Source organism: Herbaspirillum sp. C7C2 (assembly GCF_022627865.1).
Lineage (GTDB): Bacteria > Pseudomonadota > Gammaproteobacteria > Burkholderiales > Burkholderiaceae_D > Herbaspirillum > Herbaspirillum frisingense.
The window spans coordinates 1-22764 of record NZ_JABXGI010000034.1; the positions used below are offsets into that span (position 1 = coordinate 1).

Below are 22764 nucleotides of genomic sequence, written 5' to 3' on the forward strand. Positions count from 1 at the left end.
CTGATCCACTTGCCGCTTCACTCCGGCGGCTGGCTCCCAAGGGGGAAAGCGTGTCCGGCTCGCCTTCGGCCTCGCGGGGGGCTCGCCTTCGGCTTCGTGGTGCTCTTGCTTGCCTTGGGCTTTGGTTCTTTGTTTGCTTCTTTGTTTGCTATTTTTGCTTGCGCTTGTGCGCAATCAGTCCCATCAGTCTGTTGTCGCGCCAGCGGGCGCGTTCGCCTAGCTGGTCTGCGGGTAGGGCGGCCCGTCGCTCTGCTTCAATGCGTTCCAGGGTTTCGCTGTTCCATTCATTGGGAGCTTGTGTCTTCGCTACGTCGCGGTAGGTGTGGCCGTAGCGGCGGGCATAGTCCAGTACGCCTTCGGGGGCGTTCAGGTCGATGGTTTCGAATGGGCCCATGAAGGACCAGCGCAGGCCGAGGCCGTCCTTCAAGACCTTGTCGAGATCGGCAGCAGTGGCGTAGCCGTTTTCGTAGAGGTTGAGGGCTTCGTTCAGTACCGCGCCCTGGATGCGGTTGAGCAGGAAGCCGGTGATTTCCTTGTTCAGGACCACCGGGGATTGGCCAGCACGGGTGTAGATGTCGCGGGCGCGTTCGACCGTGGCGGCGGAGGTCCAGGGGGCCGGGGCGAGTTCGACCAGGGGGACCAGGTAGGGCGGGTTGACGGGGTGGGCGACCAGGATGCGGTCGCGTCCGGGCAGGTGCTCCGAGAAGGCGGAGGTGGGGATCCACGAGGTGGAGCTGGTGAGGATGGTCTGCGGGGCGGCCAGGCGGTCCATTTCGGCGAAGATGGCGCGTTTGACGTCTACCGTTTCCTTGACGTTTTCCTGGACCAGGATGGCGTCCTGCAGGGCGGTGGCTAGGCTGTCTGCCGTGTGGATGCGGGCCAGTACGGTCTGCGGTGTTTCGTCGATCAGGCCATGACTGGCGAGGTCGGCCAGGTTGTCCTGCAGCAGTTGCCGGCAACCCTGCAGGGCTTGCGGGACGGCGTCCCACAGGTCCACCCGATAGCCTGCGCGGGCAAAGACGATGGCCCAGGCGCGGCCGATCAGGCCGGCGCCGATGACGGCGATCTTTTCACTCATGGCGGCTCCTCAGCTCAATACTTCGACGTTGCCGCATACCGACAGGCTGCGCCCGCTGATGGAGGCGCCGGCCGGGGAGCAGATGAAGATGATCTGGTTGGCGATGTCTTGCGCCGTGACCATCTTGCGCAGCGAGACCTTGGAGAGCAGGCGCTGGCGCATTTCTTCATGTTCGATGCCATAGGCCTCTGCCTTGGCGGCGACGATGCGCTCCTGGCGGGCACCTTCGACTACGCCCGGCAGCACGGCATTGACGCGGATATTGGACGGCCCCAGTTCGATGGCCCAGGTTTCGGTCAGGCCGATGACGCCGTACTTGGAGGCCGAGTAGGGCGTGCGCAGGGCAAAGCCCAGGCGGCCGGCCACCGAGGAGATGTTGACGATGGAGCCGCCGCCGTTCTTCTTCAGCATCGGTACGGCGCGCCGGGTGCAGAGGAAGGGGCCGGTAAGGTTGACGGCAATGGTCTGGTCCCAGCCGGACAATTCGACGTCTTCCACCGGCAGGGTGGGGCCGGCGATGCCGGCGTTGTTGACCAGGACATCCAGTACGCCGCCCCAGCGTTGGCTGAGGTCGGCGAACATGGCATCGACCTGGGTCTCGCTGGTGACGTCGGTCAGGCTGTAGCTCACGGGGGCGCCGGCGAACTGGCTGCGGGCGCTGGCGAGGAAGTCTTCGCTGACGTCACAGATGTGGACGTGGGCGCCGGCCTCGACGAAGGCGGCGGTGATGGCCAGGCCGATGCCCTGGGCGCCGGCGGTGACGATGACTTTCTGGTCTTTCAGATTCAGGTCCATGGTGCAGTGTCCTTGTTGCGGGAGGGAGAGTGCTGGCTCAGAGCCAGAGGATTTTCTTGCGATAGGTAAGATCGTTGAGCAGCGGTTCGGCCGGTCCGGTGTGGAAGACGGCGCCGCGCTCCAGGGCGAAGACGCGGTCGGCCAGGGCCAGCACCAGGTCCAGGTTGTGTTCGACGATGACGATGGAAACCTCGCGCCGTAACTGGTCGAAGACGGTGAACAGTTCCTGCACCACGGCCGGGGCCAGGCCTTCGAAGGGTTCGTCCAGCAACAGAAGCTTGACGTTGCCCGACAGTGCCCGGGCTACCGCGACCATCTGCTGTTCGCCACCGGAGAGGAAATCGGCGTGGGTGTGCAGACGTTCCTTCAGGCGCGGGAAGTATTGCAAGATCTTTTCTTCACTCCAGGCCACGCCGTTGCTGCTGTCGTTCTTGCGCGCCAGTCGGCCCAGCGCCAGGTTCTCGGCCACCGTCATGCCGGCGAACAGGCCGCGCCCTTGCGGCACGTAGCCGATGCCCAGGCGGGCGATATCGGGGGCGGACAGTCCGGCGATGTCGCGACCGTCATAGCGGATGGTGCCGGAGGCTGGGCGCAGCAGGCCGGTGAGGGTCTTGAGCAGGGTGGACTTGCCGGCGCCATTGCGGCCCAGCAGGGCAACGATCTCGCCCTGCCGTACCTCCAGGCTGGCGTCATTGAGGATGTGGCTCTTGCCGTAGTAGGCATTGACGCCCTCGAAGGCCAGCAATTGCGCCCGCTCTTGCGCATCGCCGCTGCTACGGCCGGTGACCGGCGGGGTGCCGTGACCGGTGTAGATTTCCTGCACGCGCTGGTCGGCGCGGGCCTGTTCGGGTGTGCCAGCCATCAGTACGCTGCCCTGGTTCATCACGGTGACCTGCTGCGAGAAACCCAGCACGCGGTCGATGTCGTGTTCCACGATCAGCACCGGGATGTTGGTGGCGATGATCTGCACCAGCCGCGAGACCCGTTCCCGTTCGGCAGCGGCCAGGCCGGCCAGGGGTTCGTCCATCAGCAGCACCTGGGGCTTGGAGCCCAGGGCGATGCCCAGGTCCACCAGCCGTTGCCCGCCGTAGGAGAGGGCGCCGCCTTCGATGTCGTCGATGCCCTTGAGCCCGAGGAAGCGCATCAGTTCGGCGGTCTCGGCATGGATCTCGGGATAGCTGTCGATATCACGCCACATGTTGTAGCGCGCCGCATGCCGGGCCTGCAGGGAGAGCCGCAGGTTTTCGTAGATCGACAGACCCTTGAAGAGATTGGTGATCTGGAACGAGCGCGCCAGGCCGCGCTGGCAAATCTCGCTGGGCGGCAGGCCGTGGATGGGCTGGCCGTTGAGCAGCACGCTGCCGCCATGCGGGGCGAACATGCCGGAGATCAGGTTGAAGGTGGTGGTCTTGCCGGCGCCGTTGGGGCCGATCAGGGCGTGGATTTCACCTGCATGCAATGCGATCTGCGCATTCTTGACCGCCTGGATGCCGCCGAAGCGGATTTCGATGTCGCGGGCTTCCAGTACCACGCCCTGCCGAGGGGGCGGTTGCAGGAAGTCCGGCAGCGGCAGGCCATCGACGATCTGGCGTGCGCTCATCGCGGCGCCCACTTCGGCCGGCGGCTTGAGGCGGCGCAGCAGCTGGCGCCAGATGCCGACCAGCCCGGTGGGCGAGAACAGGATGAAACCGACGAAGGCCAGGCCGAACCAGAGCAGCCAGTTCTCGGTCCAGATCGACAGGCATTCGCGGAACAGGATGTAGAACAGCGCACCCAGCGCCGGCCCGAGAAAGCTGCGCATGCCACCGATCACCACCATCGCCAGCAGTTCGCCGGAGAAGGCCACCGAGGTCGGCTCGGCCGAGGCGAAGCGGTGGTGGAAGGCCAGCAGAGCACCGGCCAGGCCGGTGACGGTGGCCGAGATGATGAACATCTGCAGTTTGTAGACGATGGTGGCGTAGCCCTGGAAGCGCGCCCGCTGCTCGTTCTCGCGGATGGCCACGATGGTGTGGCCGAACGGCGAGCGGATCAGCCGGTGCAGGCAGTAGAGCACGGCAAAGGCGATCAGGCTGACGAAGACCAGGTAGGCCAGCGACTGGTCCAGGTCGATGCCGGCGACCACCGGTCGCACGATGCCGCCCAGCCCCGATTCACCGCCGGTGAAGTCGGTCCAGCGGAAGGCCACCGCGAAGGTCAGCGCCGACAGGGCCAGCGTGAGCAGCGAGAAATACACGCCGCGCCGGCGCAGGATCAAAAAGCCCACCAGTGCCGCGCAAACCGCGATGAAAGCGATGGTGAACAGCAGCGGCAGCACGATCTGGCCGGGGAACCAGTATTTCTGCGACAGCGCGGCGGCATAGGCGCCCACTCCGAACCAGGCGCCGTGACCGAACGAGGTCAGGCCGGTATAGCCCACCAGCAGGTTCAAGCCCATGGCGGCAATGGCGTAGATGACCACGTCGGTGGCCGAGGTGGTGGTCAGGCCCAGCAGTGGCAGCAGCAGGGGCGTGATGATCAGCGCGGCGGCGCCGATCCACAGGGATTGGTGTTTCGGATTCATGGAGAGCATAGGGTTCATGGCCGCGGTCTCATTCGAAGCGTTCGATGCGCTCGCCCAACAGGCCGCGCGGACGGAAGATCAATACCAGCAGCATCAGCAGGTACATCGAGGCCTCGCCGGCCGGGGCGTAGAACTGGATGGTGATGCCGCGTACCACGCCCACCAGTACGGCGGCCAGCACCACGCCCCAGAAGCTGCCCAGGCCGCCGATGACCACCACCACGAAGGCGGCCGTCATGATCTCGGCCCCCATGGCCGGCTGTACCCCCGAGATCGGCGCGAACAGCACCCCGGCCAGTGCGGCCAGGCCGACGCCCAGCATGACGATGGCCGTCATGTAGGGCTGCAGGCGGATGCCCAGTACCGCCACCATGTCGGGCTTTTGCACGCCGGCACGCACCACGCGGCCGAAGGAGGTCTTGTTGAGCAGCAGCCAGATCAGCGTCAGCGCCACGATCACGATGGCCAGCATCAGCAGGCGATAGCGCGAGTACATGAAGTCACCCACCATGATCTGGCCCTTGAAGGCCGCCGGGATCGAAGCCGGGAGTGGCGATGCGCCCCACAGGATGCGGATCAGCTGTTCCGCCACCATCGACAGGCCGAAGGTCAGCAAGAGTCCCAGGATGGGATCGGCCGAATAGAAACGGCGCAGCAGGAAGCGTTCGAACAGGATGCCCAGCAGTGCCACCAGCAGCGGCGAGATGAAGACCGCCCCGGTGAATCCCAGATGCCTGGTGATCTCCACGGCGAGATAGGCGCCGATGGCATAGAAGGCGCCGTGCGCCAGGTTGACGATGCCGCCCAGGCTGAAGATCAGCGACAGCCCCAGCGCGATCAGCAGGTAATAGCCGCCGACCAGCAATCCGTTGAGGATTTGTTCCAGCAGGAAAACGATTTGCATTGCAACTCCGGCCCGAGGCCTTGCGAAAGTGAGGCGACTGGCGGCCACGCCCGGGTCTCAGGCATGGCCGCGTGGCGGTATGGTCCGGGGAACTTCAGCTGAACTTGCAGGCGTTTTCCTGCATGGTCGGCGCGATCGAATCCAGCGGTGCGTTCGGTCCCGGCACGGCCGCGCCCAGTTGCAGGAAGTCCCACTGGTCCTTGGCGCGCCCCTTGGGTTTGGGCGAGAGGGTGTACATCTCCTGCATCAGCTGGTGGTCCCAGTCGCGATAGACGCCCTTGCGGCCCTTGAGGATGTCGATCTGCGCACCTTTCTCGAAGTACTCGATCAGTTTCATGGTGTCCAGCGACTTGGTCTCGGCGATCGCCTGGGCGACCGAGCGGAAGCCCACGTATTCGCCCCAGGCCTGGTTCTCGGGCGGCTTGCCGTACTTCTTGATGAAGGCCGCCACGAAGGCTTTGGAGGAAGGACTGTCGACATCGTGGTGCCAGGTGGTGGGCCAGGTGCCGGCGAAGTTGTCTGCGCCCGCACCCCAGGCTGCCACGGTATCGAAGCCGAAGCCGGCGATGGGGAAGGGCAGGCCGAATTCGGAATACTGCTTGATGAAGTTGGTGATCTGGTTGCCGGCCAGATTGGAGATCACCAGATCCGGTTTGGCCTGGCGGATCTTGAGCAGGTAGGGGCTGAAGTCGGTGGCATCGGTGGGCACCAGTTCATCGTTGGCAATCGTGCCGCCATTGGCGCCGACGAATGCCTTGGCGGTGCGCAGCAGGTCATGGCCGAAGGCATAGTCGGCGGTCAGGGCATACAGCTTCTTGCCCTTGATCAGGCCGTTCTGCAGCAGTTGCTGGCCACAGGCCTTGACGTAGGTGGAGTTGGCGGCCTCGATGTGGAACATGAACTTGTTGCAGCTCTTGCCGCGCAATTCGTCGGAGTTGCAGCCGGTGTTCATGAAGAGCTTCTTGTTGCGCTGGGCGACCTGGGCGATGCCCAGCGCCGAGGCCGAGGAAATCTCGCCGATCAGCAGCGCCGCGCCATCGCGCTCCAGCAGGCGCTGTGCCTTGGACGAGGCGGTGGGCGGATTGACCGAGTCTTCCGACAGCAGGGTGAGCTGGCGCCCCAGCAGGCCGCCGGCCTTGTTCTGTTCTTCCACGGCCAGGTTGATGCTCATGACCGCGTATTCGCCCATGGGACCGAGAAAGCCCGTGCGCGGCGTCAGGTGGCCGATGATGATCTTGTCGGACTGGGCGCGCACGATGGCCGGAAAGCCCATGGTCGAGGCGCCCGCGATGGCGGCAGCGCCGGCTTGCAGGATGCGGCGGCGGCGCGGGGAGGCGGGACTTGCAGTGCTGCTGGTGGTGCTGTCGCTGTTGTCGCTGTCGTGGTTGATGCCGTTGTTGCCGGACGTGCTCTGGTCTTGCTCCATGGTGCGATCCTCCTAAATATCCGGCGGGCGCCGGTGTCTCCTGGGAACTGCGTTCTTTGTATCGAGCAGGGTGACCGGGGCGGTGGACTGGGATGGCGGCCGTCGGTCGTGTTCGCAGCAACATGCGCAGCGGCCGGGTGGGCCAGCGCAGAGAACCGGAGATGGGCGGGGTGTGCAGCGGCGAGCGGGCAGGGCAGGCAAGCCTGTCCTCACTAGGGGGATAGATGACGCAGGCGCTGTTGTCTGCGCTGTGCGTGCATCCGGTGCAACTGTCTCCTGGTGGCCGTCACCGCTGCGGGCCGGCCACCGCCGCAAGACTGTTGGCTGTGGGATGGCGCCGCGCTGATCCGATTTTTTGTTCTGCTGATGTCATTTATTTGACATGTGATCAAATGTATTCGATAGAATCGATAGCGTCAACCGATCATGCAGGCAGCGAAATGGGTGATGGGATCAGGAACGGATAGCTGTCGTCCTCTCGCCAGTCGCCCCTTTAAGGCTGCATGCGCCCTGCCTTGAGCAGCATCGGCCAGCAATGTGAGGCGCGTCCGCGGCTTGTGCCGGAGTGCTCCTGGACAGTGCTCGCGGGAAGTGCTCCGCTATAATCCGCAAAAAATTTTCATCTATCGCCATGGACCAGACACTGATTGCCGACCTCTCCACCGTGCGCAAGATCCAGCACGCCACGCTGTCCGAGCGGGTCTATCAGGACCTGTGCGAACTGATCCAGGCCGGCCAGGTGCGGCCCGGCCAGAAGCTCACGCTCAAGGGGCTGGCCGATGCACTGGGGACCAGCCCCATGCCGGTACGCGAGGCAGTGCGTCAACTGGCCGCCGAGGGGGCGCTGGAAATCCTGCCCAACCGCGCCATGCGCGTACCGCTGATGACCAAGGGCAAGTTCAGCGAACTGCTCAAGATACGGCTGGCGCTGGAGGGCCTGGCGGTGGAACACGCGGCCAGCCACATCCGCCCGGACGAGCTCGATGAAGTCGCCCGCCTGCACGAAACCCTGTCGGTGGAAATGCAGCGCAAGAAGCCCAATGTCGATGTGATCATCCGCCTGAACAAGGAACTGCATTTCGCCGCCTACCAGGGTTCGGGCATGTCGACCCTGGTGGACCTGATCGCCGGCCTGTGGCTGCAGGTGGGCCCGGTGATCAACCTCGACCTGCGCGCCGGTTCGCGCCGCCTGGCTGAAGCGCCGGCCCTGAAGCATCATGCGATCCTGCTGGAAGGCCTGCGCGAGGCCTCGCCGCAAAAGGCGCGCGAGGGGCTGCAGGGTGACCTGTTGAGCGCAGCGGAGATGATCCTGGCCGGCGATGGCCTGCCGGATTGAAACAGGTCATCGCCCCGGGCATCCGGTTTGAAGCCGAATGTGGATGCAGTTGACGATCGTAGATAGAGTTGGTCGATCCATCGAATTGCCTATGGACTTTCGCGCAGGTGCTCCATTCATCGGTCCCTGGATTTCCGGTTCTGTGCGAGGAGTTCTCTTGCCGTCGTCATTGCCTCCTCGCGTGAGTCGGAGACGAGCAGAGGGTAGCCCCAGAATTTTGCAAAGACCGGGGCAAAGGCTCTGAATCCGAGACGTTTCGCCGAGTTGGGTTCAATGACGATCATTGCCAGAACCAGCTGTCGCAATTGAACCTTGTGCTTTTTCATCCAGAGCGCTGTGCGTTTCTTCTCTTCTTGCGAGTGTTCATGGTTTTCTGCAGGTACCTTATCGGTCAAGAGCACGAAGGGCTCCCCGCGCTGCAAATTGGCCTCGAATTCGGCGAAGTCCTGCTCGTGGTCGTGATTCGGTTCCTGGGTAAGCGTCATCCAGACCAATGGAAAATCCGTACTATTCATCGACATGATCGTCTCCTTTGTTTTTCATGGTGCGCCAGGTGAAGGCAATGGCGAACACGCCGGGTAGTGAAATGAAAAGCACTGCCGAGAAGGCAATGTGCCAGCCATCGCGCAAGCCGTCCGAGATCCCACCGAGGGTATTGAGGAGCACAAGCAGGCTGCCTATAGCCAGCGCCAGCCATCGGGTCGTACGCGTACCAATCAGTGCGAGAAGCACAGTAATGATCCAGCAACCGTAGAACGCGGAGAACATCCACAGTACGTTGGTCTCAAAGGTAATTGCTGGCGTTGCTCCATGCGATCTGGCCAAGTCGTTGACGTAGAAGAACAATTGGAAGCTGACGAAAAGCACAGCCCCCGCGGCCGTGGTGAGCCAGAACAGGGCGATCCTGTTGAGATTGTTGATGGCCCGGTTCTGGAGGGCGGGCAGTGAGGGTGGTTGGGAGGGTATAGAAGTTTTCACGATCATTCGTAACGGAAGGGTTTCGCATTTCCAATGCGGGAGGTGTCGCTCTGTGGGCGCTCAATATTTGTAATCCAGGGTTACCATCATGCTGCGCGGCATACCATAGCTCACGGTATCGAAATCGCCCTTCTGCAGTGCGTACTGCTTGTTGAACACGTTGTTGACGTTGACTGTCATCGTGGTGTTCTGGGAAACGGCGTAACGCATCATCAGTGACGCCAGGGCATACGACCCCTGCGCCCCACCCAGCGTACTGGTGCCAGTATTGGCGGCCTCGTAGAAGCTGCTCTGCCATTTGACGCCGCCACCCAGCGTCAGCCTGCTCCACTCTCCTGATAACTGGTAGGTAGTCGAGAACTGCGCCGTGGTGCGAGGTATCTGCGAATTCAGGCGCACTCCATTGGCGTCTTGTGCTGTGAAGTGGGAAAGACCCGCGTAGATGTTCCAGCCGCGTGCCAGCTCACCTTGCAGATCCATTTCCAGACCGCGTGACTTCGTTCCATCCACAGCCTGATAGGCCTGGGCGCCGCCCGGCGTATAGCTTCCAGGGATTATCTGGGCGGCGTTGTCCAATTTGGTTTCGAACAAGGCCACCGATGCATTCAGGCGCCCGTGCATATAAGCAGCTTTGAGGCCGATTTCGGTCGTCTTGCCTGTGGCCGGGGTGAGCACGTTGCCTTGGCTGTCCTGATAGTCGGTTTGCGGATTGAAGATGCGCGTGTGGCTGACATAGGTCGAATAGGTCTTGTCGAGCTCGTAGATCAATCCTGCATACGGGGTGAATGCGCTGCTCTTTTTGTAGTGCATTGACGCGCCGCTGACGCTGTCGTCGATTTCGTAACTGTTCAGGCGGCCCCCCACAATTAGCTTGAGTGACTGGGCCAGCGCGAGCCGGGCGGCGCCGTAGACCCCGCTCTGTTTGATTTCGGTGCTGGTCGGTACTACGGGCATCCCAGCGAAGTCAGGGCGGGGGAAGGGGGCGCTCAGGTCATAGATATTGACCGGGTTAAAGCCAGCGTAGAAGGGGGCGATATCATCTTGGCCGGATGTGCGGCGCGAGCTGGTGGCGCCTACCACCAGATCATGCTGGCGGCCCAGGAGCTGGAAGGGACCGCTCATCATCACATCGATCGTATTTTGCCGGCTGCTGCCGGTTGAACTGAGTGCCACGGGATAGGCTCCATACGGATAGAACCCCAAACCGGTAGTGCGATCGGGGCGACCCACCAGGCCAAGCAATTCAGCGTTGTATTCAGTGCGGTACTGGTTGGCGATGGCCCGGAGTTTCCAGCCATTGTCGAATCGATGATCAACCTCGACAAAGGCTGTCTTGAGCGTGTTGTTCCAATGACTCCAGTCCTGCGCGTAGCTCTTGGACGGAGAATAATTCACCTGCGTACCATCGCTGAACCAGAGCGGCAAACCGCCCCAGGTGGAACCGGTCGACCTGAGGTCCTGATAGTCATAGCCCAGACTCAGTTTCGTGCCAGACGTCAGGTCGGCCTCGACAATCCCGTAGAAAGCCTTCTTTTCGGGCTTGTAGCCGTCAATATAGGAGTGTCCGTTCTGGTAACTCGCCACCATGCGTGCGCGGATGCGTCCGTCCTCGGTCAAGGGAGTCGATATGTCGGCCATTCCGCGATGGGTATCCCAGCTTCCCGCACTGAGCGAGGCGGAGGCCGAGAAGTCTTGGGTCGGTCTTTTTCGTACAAGGTTGATAGCGGCCGAAGGATTGCCCGTGCCAGTGAGCAAGCCCGATCCGCCGCGTACTACTTCGACACGATCATAGAACGCAGTATCGAGCGCGCTGATCCCGCTCCCATTGACGGTACTGCCGACGACCGTGGGGATGCCGTCATATTGCACGTTATTGATCAAGAAGCCGCGCGAGTAGAAACTGGTTCTCTCGCTGTCGGACTGGTAAGACGTGATTCCGGTGGTGTTATCCAGCACGCCTTGCACAGAATTCAATAGCTGATCGTCCATGCGTTGGCGTGTAATCACCGTCATCGACTGGGGTGATTCCAGCGGTGATAGCTGCAAGTGTGTTGCTGTTGTCGTTTCACCGCTGATGTAGGAACCGGTGCCTTCGGTGCTTGCCCTATCCGAGGGAGCCGTGATGGTGACGGCTGGCAGGGGAGTTTTACTTTGCGAGGCGGTCGCTGGTTGTGGCGGGACAGGAGACGATCCGGCGGCGAATGCGCTTTGCGTACTGATGATCATTGCCGCCGCAACGGCAGATCCCAGTATGGTACCGGGCTTACTTCTGGTGACTCTCCGGTATGGCCTATCGGGATTGTGTGAGGAGATCGGGCTTGAGCGCGGCCCAATGGTTCGACGGGGTGTCGCAACAGCGATGAGAGAATTCATGAACGATAATCATTGTTATTTGGATGTCGCATTTAACAATAGAGATAATCGGCTGTAATAGCGAAACTCGGCCAGATTATTATTCAATTCGGCCAATCCGATAGATTGCACTTGCTCAGATTGATGTCATGAAAGGTGTCCTGACCTGTTCCCAATGGCGAAGGCTGGGCCAAGGGAAACAGGGTCTGGGGACGTTTTGCTGCGCTTGAGCTGAGGTTTGGCGTGCTTGAACTGAACCTGGCGGGCAGGCGTTTGCGGTGTGTCGGTTCGCCGGGGGGGCAGCCTGATTGATTCAGGATGAGAATTTATCAAGAAGCTTGATGCCTTCTATCGGAACGTCCGTCTTACCGCCCTTACGCTCCGAGAGGAAGCGTGCCGGAGACTTGCCCGTCGCCTTGCGAAACATAGTGATAAAGCCACTGGCGTTTTCGTATCCCAGCTCCAAAGCCACCGTTTGCACGCTGTCACCCTTGGTCAGCCGTTGAAGCGCAAGGATCACATGAAGCTGTCGCCGCCAGCGCCCGAAGCTCATGCCGATTTCGTGTTGGAAGAGGCGGGTCATGCTCCGCTCGCTCATGCCGATGCGCATGGCCCAATCTGCCTTCGATGTCTTGTCCGATGGGTCGGCCAGCATCATTTCCGCGAGTCGGCGTAGCTTCAGCTCACGCGGCATGGGGAGATGCAGATCTTCTATCGGAGCGGTAGCCAATTCGTCCAGCAGTGCGGCAATCAAGCGGTCTTCGCGTCCCTGCAGCGGGTATAGCTCGGGAAAGCCCGCCACCTTCAGCAGCAGCTCGCGCAGCATTGGCGATACCGAAATCGTGCAACAGGTTTTCGGAAGATCGGGTGCCGCATCTGGCTCCACGAACAGGCAATAGCATTCCGTTTCTCCTTCACCTCTCGCTGCGTGAGGTAAGTCACCGGGTATCCAGATCGCGCACTGCGGTGGAACGATCCACACGCCGTCTTCGATTTCGCAGTTAAGGATGCCGCGTACGGAGTAGATCAACTGTGCCTTGCGGTGTTGATGCCTGGCGTTTTCCCAGTCCTTTGCTACCGAGGTCGCGCCCAGGGCTACGATGGGCCGGGGGATGCTATCAACCTCTCGCGGCGCGACAGTCAGATCAGTGATTGCGATGCGCGACATATCTCGTAGAACCTCGTGCAGGACGAGCGTAGTGAGCCAGATTGGGCGATATCATGATCGACTTGTTCAACGAAGTCGGTCGTCCCTGGTCGTGTAAGATTTCAAGCCCCAAATTGGAGCTACCCCCGATTTTCAAAGACGGACATTGTCCTTGCGGGGCTACCAGCTCCTGTGCACGCCGGCTCTTTGTTCCTGGTTGTCAAACTTGTCCCGGGCCTCGCGGAAGTCTTCTACGTGCTCCACCACCCAAGTCCAGATAGGGGACATGCGTAGCAAGAGATCCTCACCCAGGGAGGTCAGCTCATACTCTACACGCAGCGGTTTTTCATCATGCTCGCGCCGCAGCAGCAGGCCGTCGCGTTCCAGCGCGCGTAGCGTCTTGGTCAGCATGCGTTGGGTGATGCCGACCAGCTGCCGTTTAATCTCGGCATGGCGCATCGTGCCGTAGACACCCAGGGCGTGCAAAATACCTAATGCCCAGCGGCTGCCTGCATGAGCGAGGACGTCTCGTCTTACGCCATCCTCCTCCTCCTTCAAGCTCTGACAGATGACTTCAGCCTGTGCCAGTGTCTTATCGGTGATCTTTGCTTTCCTCGGTATCATCCGTGTGCCTTCTTGAGAGCGTTACACAATCGTGCAACCATGGAACATCTTATCAGCAACGACTCTCAGGAATCATCATGCATAGTGGTACTCCGTTTCCTCCCCAGGCGATTCTTGTCTTGGGTGCGGGCGAACTCGGCCTCCCGGTGTTACGCAATCTCGCACGTGTTGCCAAACGTGCCCCAGGATCGACAATCAGCGTCCTGCTCAGGGATGCCACCATCAACACACAAGTCGCTGAGAAAAAAGCGGAAATCGATGAACTCCGCAGTTTAGGGATTCAAATGGTTGCGGCAGACCTGGTGAGCGATTCAATCGACCAGCTAGCGCAGGTCTTCTCTCATTTCGACACCGTAATCGGCTGCGCTGGTATGGTCGCAGGTCGCGAAACGCCGATGAAGTTGGCTACGGCAGCTTTGCGTTCCGGCGTGAAGCGTTACTTTCCGTGGCAGTTTGGCGTTGATTTCGAGGAAATCGGACGCGGTAGTCCGCAGGATCTCTTTGATGCTCAACTCGATGTACGTGAGTTGCTGCGCGCCCAAAGCAGTACTGAATGGGTCATCATCTCTACAGGCATGTTCACCAGTTTTCTCTTCGAGCCTGTATTCGAAGTGGTGGACTTCGCCACCGACACGGTAAATGCCCTGGGCAGTCTTGAGAACAGCGTGACGCTGACCACACCAGAGGACATTGGCGCCCTGACTGCTGAAATCGTGTTCTTCGAACCTCGCTTCCGTAACGAGATCGTCTATCTCTCGGGTGATACGCTGACTTATGGCGAGTTGGCGAGCGTTCTCGAACAGGTCCTGGGACGTCCTTTCAAGACCAATGTTTGGAGCGTGCCCCACCTTCTCGAGGAATTGGCCAGAGATCCAACGCATCACATCAAGAAATACCGTGCCGTATTTTCGCTAGGCAAGGGGGTAGCGTGGCCGAAGGATCGTACCTTCAATGAACGACAATCCATCCCGGTCATTACCGCCGCCGAGTGGGCAGAGGAAAATATCAAAGGGAAATGAGCGCCGCGCGGGGGAAGTTGAACGGAGGAAGCCAGTGCATGCGGCGCTGCGTCAAATTTGGCGGGTATGGCTCAGGCTGTTGGTACAATGCCCACTTTCCGCCACTTCCCTTGCAGGCCTTATGGATATTCTCTTGTTCCTGGTCGATTTCATCGTCCACATCGACCGTCACCTGGCCGAGCTGGCCGCTTCCTACGGACCCTGGTTGTTCCTGATCCTGTTCCTGATCATCTTCTGTGAAACCGGCCTGGTGGTCACCCCCATCCTGCCCGGCGATTCGCTGCTGTTCGTCACCGGCGCGCTGGCTGCCACCGGTGCCTACGATATCCATCTGATGCTGCTGACCCTGATCGTGGCCGCCATCCTGGGAGACAGCACCAACTACCAGATCGGCAAGATGCTGGGCATCAAGGTGTTCGACAAGCCCAATTCACGCATCTTCAAGAAGGAGTACCTGGACAAGACCCATGCCTTCTTCGAAAAGCACGGTGGCAAGGCCATCATCATTGCCCGCTTCGCACCCATCGTGCGCACCTTCGCGCCCTTCGTGGCCGGCGTGGGCGCGATGACCTATTCGCGCTTCTTCCTCTACAACGTGATCGGCGGCATCGCCTGGGTGGCCAGCTTTGGCTATGCCGGCTACTTCTTCGGCAACCTGCCCATCGTGAAGCAGAACCTGAGCCTGTTGATCGTGGTGATCGTGATCCTGTCCATCCTGCCGGGGATCATCGAATACATCCGTCACAAGCGTCGTCCGGGCTGATCTGCGGTACGCAGACCCAGCTTCGGCGTCCCATAAAAAATGCTGCCCGGTCGGATATCGACCGGGCAGCATTTTTCTTTTTATCCACAGGAAATTTCAGTCGGCGTTGCGCCCGTACTGCACATCCGGTCGCAGCGGTGTCTTGCTGGACGCGGCGCGCACGTATTGCGGCGGCCAGGCGATGTCTTCACGCAATTGCTGTGCCGCCTGCATGGGCCAGTAGGGGTCGCGCAACAGTTCGCGCGCCAGCAGCACCAGGTCGGCCTGGCCGGTGCGCAGCACGTGTTCGGCCTGGATGGCGTCGGTGATCATGCCCACGGTACCGGTGGCGATACCGGCCTCGGCCTTGACGCGGGCGGCAAAGCCGGTCTGGTACCCGGGGCCGACCGGGATCGGCGCCGACGGCAGGTTGCCGCCACTGGAAACGTCCACCAGGTCCACACCCAGCTCGCGCAGGCGGGCTGCCAGGGCCACGGTGTCGTCCGGCGTCCAGCCGCCTTCGGCCCAGTCAGTGGCCGACAGGCGCACCAGCAGCGGCAGCTCGTCCGGCCAAACGGCACGGGTGGCGCGCACGGTTTCCAGCAGGAAGCGGATGCGGTTCTCGAAGGAGCCGCCATAGTGATCGCTGCGACGATTGCTCAGCGGGGACAGGAACTGGTGGCCCAGGTAGCCATGGGCGCCGTGCAGTTCGATCAGCTTGAAGCCGGCCGCATGGGCGCGTCGGGCTGCATCGGCGAAGGCCTGCACCAGGGCGGCGATGTCCTCGACGCTGAGTGCCTGCGGCTCGGTGTAGCTGGTGTCAAAGGGCAGCGCGGATGGGGCCCGCGGCAGCCAGCCGCCCTCGGCCACGGCGACACTGCCGGCCGGGCCGTCCCAGGGGCGCAGGGAGCTGGCCTTGCGACCGGCGTGCGCCAGTTGCACGCCCGGCACCCCGCCTTGCTGTTCGATGAAGCGGGTGATGCGGCGCAGGGGGGCGATGTGCTCGTCCTTCCAGATACCGAGGTCGGCCGCGGTGATGCGGCCTTCGGGGACCACCGCCGTGGCCTCCATGATGACCAGTCCGGCGCCGCCCACGGCGCGGCTGCCCAGGTGCACCAGATGCCAGTCGTTGACGAAGCCATCCTCGGCCGAATACTGGCACATCGGCGACACCGCGATGCGATTGGGCAAGGTGATGCCGCGCAGGCTCAGCGGCGAAAACAATTGGCTACTCATGCGGAACTCCTGTCATGTCGATGGCGAACGAAATGCGCAGTCTAGGGGATTTCAGGATTTCGCGTCGGCCACCGCCTGGCTATTGTCCGGTCTCGAACTGCAGCGCCGCCAGGCTGGCGTAGAGACCGTCGCGGGCCACCAGTTCGGCATGGGTGCCGGTCTCGACGATACGGCCGTGCTCCAGCACGATGATGCGGTCGGCGCGCTGCACCGTCGCCAGGCGGTGCGCAATGACCAGGGTGGTGCGTCCCACCATCGCGGCTTCCAGTGCGCTTTGCACCAGCCGTTCGGATTCGGCATCCAAGGCGCTGGTGGCCTCGTCCAGCAACAGCAGCGGCGGGTTCTTCAACAGTGCGCGGGCGATGGCGATGCGCTGGCGCTGGCCGCCGGACAGGCGCACGCCGCGTTCTCCCAGGAAGCACTGATAGCCCTGCGGCAGACGTTCGATGAATTCGTGGGCGGCGGCCATCTGGGCGGCGGCAATCACTTCCGCATCGCTGGCACCGGGCCGGCCGAAGCGGATGTTTTCCATGGCATTGGCCGAGAAGATGACGGTGTCCTGCGGCACGATGCCGATGGCGTTGCGCAGGTCCTGCAGGGTCAGGTAGCGGATGTCCACGCCATCGAGGCGGATGCTGCCCTGCTGCGGATCGTAGAAGCGCAACAGCAACTGGAACAGCGTGGTCTTGCCCGCGCCGGAGGGGCCGACCACGGCGACCGTTTCGCCTGGCCGCACATCGAGCGAAAACCCCGTGAGCGAGGCATGCTCCGGGCGCGAAGGATAGTGGAAGCCGAGCTCGGCGATGTGCAGCGCCGCGCCGTTGGCGGTGCGCGGCGGCAGTTTTTCCGGCAGCAGTACCGACTGCACCGGTGAGTGTGCTGCCAGCAGGTCGAGCAGGCGCTCGGTGGCGCCGGCTGCGCGCTGGGTGTCTCCCATCACTTCCGAGAGCGCGCCCAGGGAGCCCGCCACCAGCGAGGCATAGAGGATGAACTGGCCGAGTTCGCCGCCGCTCATGCCGCCGCGCATGACCGCATGCGCGCCCAGCCACAGCACGAAGACGATGGCGCCGAACACCAGCAGGATGGCCACCACCGTCAGCAGCGAGCGGGCGCGGATGCGCTCCATGGCGGTTTCGAAGGCGCGCTCCACCGACTGGCCGAAGCGGCGCGCTTCGATTTCCTCATGGGTGAAGGCCTGTACCGTGGGCATGGCGTTGAGGATTTCGCCGGCCATGGCCGAGGCATCGGCCACGCGGTCCTGCGAAGCGCGCGAGAGCTTGCGCACGCGCCGGCCGTAGAACACGATGGGCAGGACCACGGCTGCCAGCATGACGATGATGATCGAGGTCAGTCGGGCGCTGGTGATGAAGAGCATGCTCATGCCACCCAGGAACAGCAGGATGTTGCGCAGGGCCATCGAGATGCTGGTGCCGACCAGGGTCTGGATGAGGGTGGTGTCGGTGGTCAGGCGCGAGAGCACTTCACCGGTCTTGGTGGTTTCGAAGAACTCCGGGCTTTGCGTGACCACGTGGGCATAGACGGCGCTGCGCAGGTCGGCCGTAACGCGTTCACCCAGCCACGACACCATGTAGAAGCGCAGCGCGGTGGCCACCCCCAGTACGCAGGCCACGCCGAACAGGGCCAGGAAATAGAGGTTGATGTGGGCGGCGCTGCCGGCCGCGCCTGAGCCGGCCGCACCTGGGCCGGCCGCACCGAAACCCAGATCGATCATCTGCTTGAAGGCGTAGGGCACCGCCAGGGTCGCCGCAGCGGCCACCAGCAAGGCCAGGCCGGCCAGCAGGAACTGTTTCTTGTAGGGAGCGAGAAAAGGCAGCAGGCCGCGCAGCGCCGCCAGTGCCGACTTGCGCGCCGTGGCGCTGGCCTGGCTAGTGTCTGGATCGGTGTCGGCGGACTGGGTCGGGTGTGCGGAATGGGTGAGCGAAGGCGGCGGCGTGGAAGACATGGACATGGATCAGGGTTTAGGGGCCAGCGCGCTGGAGGGATAACACGTGGGACCGTGGGCAACGATCCTGTTGCCATCGGGCTACGTCGGTCGGCGGGGCGAAAATCTCATTGCCGCGTTGAACCACCGCGCTGCGCCCTAGTCGGAACAGGCATCAGTATAAACAGTCCCGGGACAGTCCCGAGGATAGCCTCGGCAGCCCCGGACGATCTGACAAAGTGTATCGCAAAGTTGTCCGTCAGCCATTGCCTGACCGCCCCGGCCTGTTACAGTACCCAAGCCGGTAGCGCCCATCCGCAGAGAAGCAGCATCCACCCACCGTCATTGGCAAGGAGATACGCTTGGCCCAACCCGCACTGATCCCCACATGCTGGGATAGCTCCGATTCCGATTCCGATATCCGCGCCGACCACCGGCAGCCCCGTGCGGAAGCTAGTAGCGGGCACTGTAGCCAGCCCGGCGCCGAACTGGTGGCCGGGCTCAGCGCCCGTGAAGCGTACATCTCGCCGAAGTATTTCTACGATGCCCTGGGCAGCAAGCTGTTCGAAGCCATCTGCGATCTGCCCGAGTATTATCCGACCCGCACCGAGGCGGCCATCTATGCCACCCATCAGGACGCCATGGCGGCAGCAGTCGGTACCGGCTGCACCCTGATCGACCTGGGCGCCGGCAACTGCGCCAAGGCGGCGTCGCTGTTCGGGGCGTTGCAGCCACGGCAGTACGTGCCGGTGGATATTTCCACCGACTTCCTGCACCAGTCGGTGCAGGGCTTGCAGCGTCGTTTCCCGGAAATCCCGATGCAGCCGCTGGCGATGGATTTTTCCTCGACGCTGACACTGCCGCCGGAAGTGGATGCGCAACGGCGGCTGTTCTTCTATCCCGGTTCGTCGCTGGGCAACTTCGATCCACAGCAGGCGCTGGCCTTCCTGCGGCGTGTACGGTCGGCGCTGCCGAGCGGAGAGGGCGGCATCCTGATCGGGCTGGACCTGGTCAAGGATACGCACGTGCTGGAAGCCGCCTATGACGACGCCCTGGGCGTGACGGCGGCATTCAACCTGAACGTACTCAAGCACGTCAACGAGCTCATCGATGCCGATTTCAATGCACGGGACTGGCGCCATGTGGCTTTCTACAATGCCCGCTTCCAGCGTATCGAAATGCACCTGGAGGCCAGGCGCGACCTCATCGTCCGCTGGCCCGGTGCGCGCCGTACCTTCCGTCAGGGCGAGCGCATCCATACCGAGTACAGCCACAAGTTCAGCGAGCAGGACATCCTGGGCCTGCTGGAGCAGGCCGGTTTCGGCGGCTGCCGGATGTGGTTCGATGCGCGGCGCTGGTTTGCGGTGTGTTACGCCCAGGCGCGCTGAAGAGCGCGTTGAGTCCTTTCCCTTGAATTCCAGTTCTTTGCAGGAGAGCGGATGCCCTCAGTCCTTACTACCCTGGACCAGTCCATGCGGCAGCTTGCCCCGGAATCCGCGGCGGCGGCCACCGCCGCCACCATCGATGCCGTGATTGATGCTGCCGTCCAGCAACTCAACCATCGCCCGCGCGAAAAGCTGGGCGACCGCTACCGTCGCCTGCGCCGTCAGTCGCAGCTGATCGCCGAGCCTCTGTCGGCTGAGGATTGCTGCGTGCAGGCCATGCCCGACGCCAGTCCGATCAAGTGGCATCTGGCGCATACCACCTGGTTCTTCGAGACCTTTTTGCTGGAGCGTTTCCAGTCCGGTTTTGCGCCATTCCATCCGCAGTTCCGCATGCTCTTCAATTCCTACTACGAGGGCGTGGGCGCAAAATTCCCGCGCCCGCAGCGTGGACTGCTGACCCGGCCGGCGCTGGAGGAAGTGATGGCCTATCGGGCCCAGGTGGACGAACGCATGCTGTTGCTGATCGATGCGCTGGAGGCTGATGGCGCCGATCCCGACACGGGGCCGCAGCAGGCCCAGCTGAAGGATTTCCTGGCCCTGCTGGAGCTGGGCATGCAGCATGAGCAGCAGCACCAGGAGCTGATGCTGACCGACATCAAGGTGCTGTTGTCGATCAATCCGCTGCAGCCGGCCTACCAGCCACTGCCGGCCAGCATGCAGTTGAACGATCCGGTTGAGCTGGAATTGCAATGGCACCGCATCGACGCCGGCGTGGTGGAGATCGGTCATGCCGGCAGCGGCTTCTGCTTCGATAACGAGACGCCGCGCCATCGCCAGTTCGTCGAGGCTTATCAGTGCGCTTCGCGGCTGGTCAACAATGCCGAATACCTGGCCTTTGTCGAGGCCGGCGGCTATGAGGACGCCAGCTTGTGGCTGTCCGAGGGATGGGAGTGGAAGAAGCAGCAGGACCTGAACCATCCGCTCTATTGGCGACCCGCCGGAAACGGGCGATGGCGTGAGTTCACCGAGTATGGTCTGCAGCCGCTGCAACCGCATCGTGCCGTCGTGCACCTGTCGTATTACGAAGCCGACGCCTATGCCCGCTGGGCCGGGGCGCGTTTGCTGACCGAAGCCGAGTGGGAGCACGCGGCGGCCCGTCTGCAAGGCCAGGGACGTGAGTTCTTCGGCGTGGCCTGGCAGTGGACCAGCAGCAGCTATGCGCCGTATCCCGGCTTTGCTGCGGCACCGGGCGCGGTGGGCGAGTACAACGGCAAGTTCATGGTCAACCAGTACGTGCTGCGGGGATCGTCATCGGCCACGCCGCTCAATCATGCCCGGCTGACCTACCGCAACTTCTTTCCCGCCACGGCGCGCTGGCAGGTCAGCGGCATCAGGCTGGCACGCCAGGCCTGATACCGCGCTCGGAGGCGGATTTAGAAGGTCTCCCACTCGTCCGACTTTTCCTCCTTGTGGCTGGCGGGCAGGGCCGGCCGGGCGGTGGGCGCCGCTGATGGCGCCGGACGTGCCGGCAAAGCCTTGGCCGGGCTTGCAGCGGCTGCCACCGCTACCGGCGGCGCCTTGCGCACGGCAGTGGCCTGGATACTGCGCGGGACACTGCTTATTTCCGGTGCTGCCCCCTTCTCGTCCAGACGGAACACACTGACCAGTTCCAGCAGACGCTGGGCCTGATCCTGCAGCGCCTGTGCCGCTGCGGCGGCTTCTTCCACCAGGGCGGCGTTCTGCTGCGTGGTGTTGTCCATCTGCATGATGGCCTGGTTCACCTGTTCGATGCCGTCGCTCTGTTCCCGCGTGGCCGCTGAAATCTCTCCGACGATGTGGCTGACCTGTTCGATGCTGTGGACCACCTCATCCATGGTACTGCCGGCCTGTGCCACCAACTCGGTCCCGGAGGAGACCTGGGTGACCGAGTCGTTGATCAGCTCCTTGATTTCCTTGGCGGCGGTGGCTGAACGCTGCGCCAGTCCGCGCACTTCGGAGGCCACCACGGCAAAGCCACGGCCCTGTTCGCCGGCGCGTGCCGCTTCCACGGCGGCATTGAGCGCCAGGATGTTGGTCTGGAAGGCAATGCCGTCGATGACCGAGATGATGTCGACGATTTTGCGCGAGGAATCATTGATGGCGCCCATGGTCTGCACCACCTGCTTGACAGCCTGGCCGCCCTGGTTGGCCACTTGCGTGGCGGTGCCGGCGAGCTCGCTGGATTTGCGGGTGTGGTCGGCGTTCTGCTTGACGCTGGAGGTCAGTTGTTCCAGCGAAGAGGCCGTCTCTTCCAGGGCGCTGGCCTGTTCCTCGGTGCGCGAAGAGAGGTCCAGGTTGCCGGTGGCGATCTGGGTCGAGGCGGTGACCATGGAGTCGGTGCCGCGTCGCACTTCGAGCACGATGGCCTTGAGCTTCTGGTTCATCGCCGCCAGTGCGTGCAGCAGGCGGCCGGTCTCGTCGGTGGAGCGGGAGTCGATCACGGCGGTCAGGTCACCGGCGGCGACGGTCTCGGCCACTTCGACGGCACGGCTGAGCGGCCGGGTGATGCTGCGCGAAATGGTCCAGGCGATGAAGGCGGCGAACAGGGCCGAGACCAGACCGGAGACCAGCATGATCAGGCGCGTGGTGTTGTAGGCGGCTTCGGCGTCGGTGACCGACTGGTCCATCATCTTTTGCTGGGTGTCGGCCAGGTTGTCCAGTTCACCGAAGTAGGCTTTCTGCAACGCGCCGACTTTGGTGATGAGCAGTTCGACAGCAGCATCGCGCTGGCCCTTGGCATTGAGTGCCTCGACTTCCCTGCGCTGGGCGGCATATTCGTCGCGCGCCTTCATGACCTTGGCCAGTTGCGCGCGGGCCGCGGGATTGACCAGCATCTCGTCGAGGTCCTTCAGGTGTGCCGTGACCTGCAGCGAGAGATCGTTCACGACCGCCTGTTCCCGCGTCGCCTGCTCTGGACTATTGGTCAGCAACTGGTTACGCACGGCGATGGCGACGTCGTCGATCTTGCCGGAGATGGTGTTGATGAGGGCGATCTTCTTGTAGCGGTCGTTGACCACCAGATCGAGTGCCTTGTTGATGTCTCCCAGGCGGATCAGGCCCAGGGTGACGATGGCGGCGATCACCAGGATCAGGACCGAAAAGGCGAAGGCCAGGCGTGTGGCAATGCTGAGATTACTGAAGCGCATTATTTTCCCCCCGAAAAATGTGATTGCGACTTGTTTGTTAAAGCAAAAGAACTGG

18 protein-coding genes are annotated in these 22764 nt (G+C 62.5%); 5 read left to right on the forward strand and 13 right to left on the reverse strand.

The features are described 5' to 3' along the window. Positions 1–148: 148 nt before the first annotated feature. The 5 genes from HWE04_RS23520 to HWE04_RS23540 all read right to left on the reverse strand — a co-directional run bounded on the left by HWE04_RS23520 (position 149) and on the right by HWE04_RS23540 (position 6763). Complete coding sequence (locus HWE04_RS23520) at positions 149–1078, reverse strand: 3-hydroxyacyl-CoA dehydrogenase (protein ID WP_241813840.1); 930 nt, start codon at positions 1076–1078, stop codon at positions 149–151. Positions 1079–1087: 9 nt separating this feature from the next. After that, positions 1088–1873, reverse strand: a complete 786-nt coding sequence (locus tag HWE04_RS23525; protein WP_006464366.1) for an SDR family oxidoreductase — start codon at positions 1871–1873, stop codon at positions 1088–1090. 37 nt (positions 1874–1910) lie between these two features. Further along, positions 1911–4433: a branched-chain amino acid ABC transporter ATP-binding protein/permease gene (locus HWE04_RS23530; protein ID WP_241813841.1), complete on the reverse strand. Its 2523-nt coding sequence runs from the start codon at positions 4431–4433 to the stop codon at positions 1911–1913. Positions 4434–4461: 28 nt separating this feature from the next. Next, entirely contained in the window at positions 4462–5337 is an 876-nt protein-coding gene (locus HWE04_RS23535; protein ID WP_006464364.1) for a branched-chain amino acid ABC transporter permease, read from the reverse strand. Positions 5338–5431: 94 nt separating this feature from the next. Then, entirely contained in the window at positions 5432–6763 is a 1332-nt protein-coding gene (locus HWE04_RS23540; RefSeq protein WP_241813842.1) for an ABC transporter substrate-binding protein, read from the reverse strand. A gap of 631 nt (positions 6764–7394) precedes the next feature. Here HWE04_RS23540 and HWE04_RS23545 point away from each other — a divergent pair. Continuing rightward, positions 7395–8099: a GntR family transcriptional regulator gene (locus tag HWE04_RS23545; RefSeq protein WP_241813843.1), complete on the forward strand. Its 705-nt coding sequence runs from the start codon at positions 7395–7397 to the stop codon at positions 8097–8099. A gap of 116 nt (positions 8100–8215) precedes the next feature. Here the strand turns inward: HWE04_RS23545 and HWE04_RS23550 are convergent, their stop codons facing one another. The 5 genes from HWE04_RS23550 to HWE04_RS23570 all read right to left on the reverse strand — a co-directional run bounded on the left by HWE04_RS23550 (position 8216) and on the right by HWE04_RS23570 (position 13200). Continuing rightward, positions 8216–8620 carry a hypothetical protein gene (locus HWE04_RS23550; RefSeq protein WP_241813844.1) on the reverse strand — a complete coding sequence of 135 codons (405 nt, stop codon included), beginning with the start codon at positions 8618–8620 and terminating at the stop codon, positions 8216–8218. Then, positions 8607–9083, reverse strand: coding sequence for a hypothetical protein (locus HWE04_RS23555; protein ID WP_446719247.1), 477 nt, complete (start codon positions 9081–9083; stop codon positions 8607–8609). The genes HWE04_RS23550 and HWE04_RS23555 overlap by 14 nt, the downstream gene beginning before the upstream one ends. A gap of 54 nt (positions 9084–9137) precedes the next feature. Next, positions 9138–11303 (reverse strand): TonB-dependent siderophore receptor, encoded by a 2166-nt coding sequence (locus HWE04_RS23560; RefSeq protein ID WP_241813846.1) that lies wholly within the window; start codon positions 11301–11303, stop codon positions 9138–9140. A 439-nt stretch (positions 11304–11742) separates the two neighbouring features. Further along, a complete protein-coding gene (locus HWE04_RS23565; protein WP_241813847.1) occupies positions 11743–12597 on the reverse strand; it encodes an AraC family transcriptional regulator in 855 nt (284 codons plus the stop codon). A 159-nt stretch (positions 12598–12756) separates the two neighbouring features. Further along, the gene (locus HWE04_RS23570; protein WP_241813848.1) at positions 12757–13200 is read right to left on the reverse strand and encodes a winged helix-turn-helix transcriptional regulator; all 444 of its coding nucleotides are present in this window, start codon (positions 13198–13200) and stop codon (positions 12757–12759) included. Positions 13201–13277: 77 nt separating this feature from the next. Between HWE04_RS23570 and HWE04_RS23575 the strand changes: the two genes are divergently transcribed. Further along, positions 13278–14219, forward strand: a complete 942-nt coding sequence (locus HWE04_RS23575; RefSeq protein ID WP_241813849.1) for an aromatic alcohol reductase — start codon at positions 13278–13280, stop codon at positions 14217–14219. A 121-nt stretch (positions 14220–14340) separates the two neighbouring features. Continuing rightward, the gene (locus tag HWE04_RS23580; RefSeq protein WP_241813850.1) at positions 14341–14982 is read left to right on the forward strand and encodes a DedA family protein; all 642 of its coding nucleotides are present in this window, start codon (positions 14341–14343) and stop codon (positions 14980–14982) included. A 96-nt stretch (positions 14983–15078) separates the two neighbouring features. Here HWE04_RS23580 and HWE04_RS23585 read toward each other — a convergent pair whose 3' ends face one another. Both HWE04_RS23585 and HWE04_RS23590 read right to left on the reverse strand, forming a co-directional pair. Beyond that, a complete protein-coding gene (locus HWE04_RS23585; RefSeq protein ID WP_241813851.1) occupies positions 15079–16197 on the reverse strand; it encodes an NADH:flavin oxidoreductase/NADH oxidase in 1119 nt (372 codons plus the stop codon). Between the two features lie 79 nt (positions 16198–16276). Then, complete coding sequence (locus HWE04_RS23590; RefSeq protein ID WP_241813852.1) at positions 16277–18166, reverse strand: ABC transporter transmembrane domain-containing protein; 1890 nt, start codon at positions 18164–18166, stop codon at positions 16277–16279. 335 nt (positions 18167–18501) lie between these two features. Here HWE04_RS23590 and egtD point away from each other — a divergent pair, with 335 nt between their 5' ends. Then, on the forward strand, positions 18502–19527 hold the full coding sequence (egtD, locus tag HWE04_RS23595; RefSeq protein ID WP_446719248.1) for an L-histidine N(alpha)-methyltransferase: 1026 nt from the start codon (positions 18502–18504) through the stop codon (positions 19525–19527). An 84-nt stretch (positions 19528–19611) separates the two neighbouring features. Then, positions 19612–20937: an ergothioneine biosynthesis protein EgtB gene (egtB, locus tag HWE04_RS23600; RefSeq protein WP_006464357.1), complete on the forward strand. Its 1326-nt coding sequence runs from the start codon at positions 19612–19614 to the stop codon at positions 20935–20937. 20 nt (positions 20938–20957) lie between these two features. Here egtB and HWE04_RS23605 read toward each other — a convergent pair whose 3' ends face one another. Beyond that, positions 20958–22709, reverse strand: coding sequence for a methyl-accepting chemotaxis protein (locus HWE04_RS23605; RefSeq protein ID WP_241813853.1), 1752 nt, complete (start codon positions 22707–22709; stop codon positions 20958–20960). Positions 22710–22764: the final 55 nt, after the last annotated feature.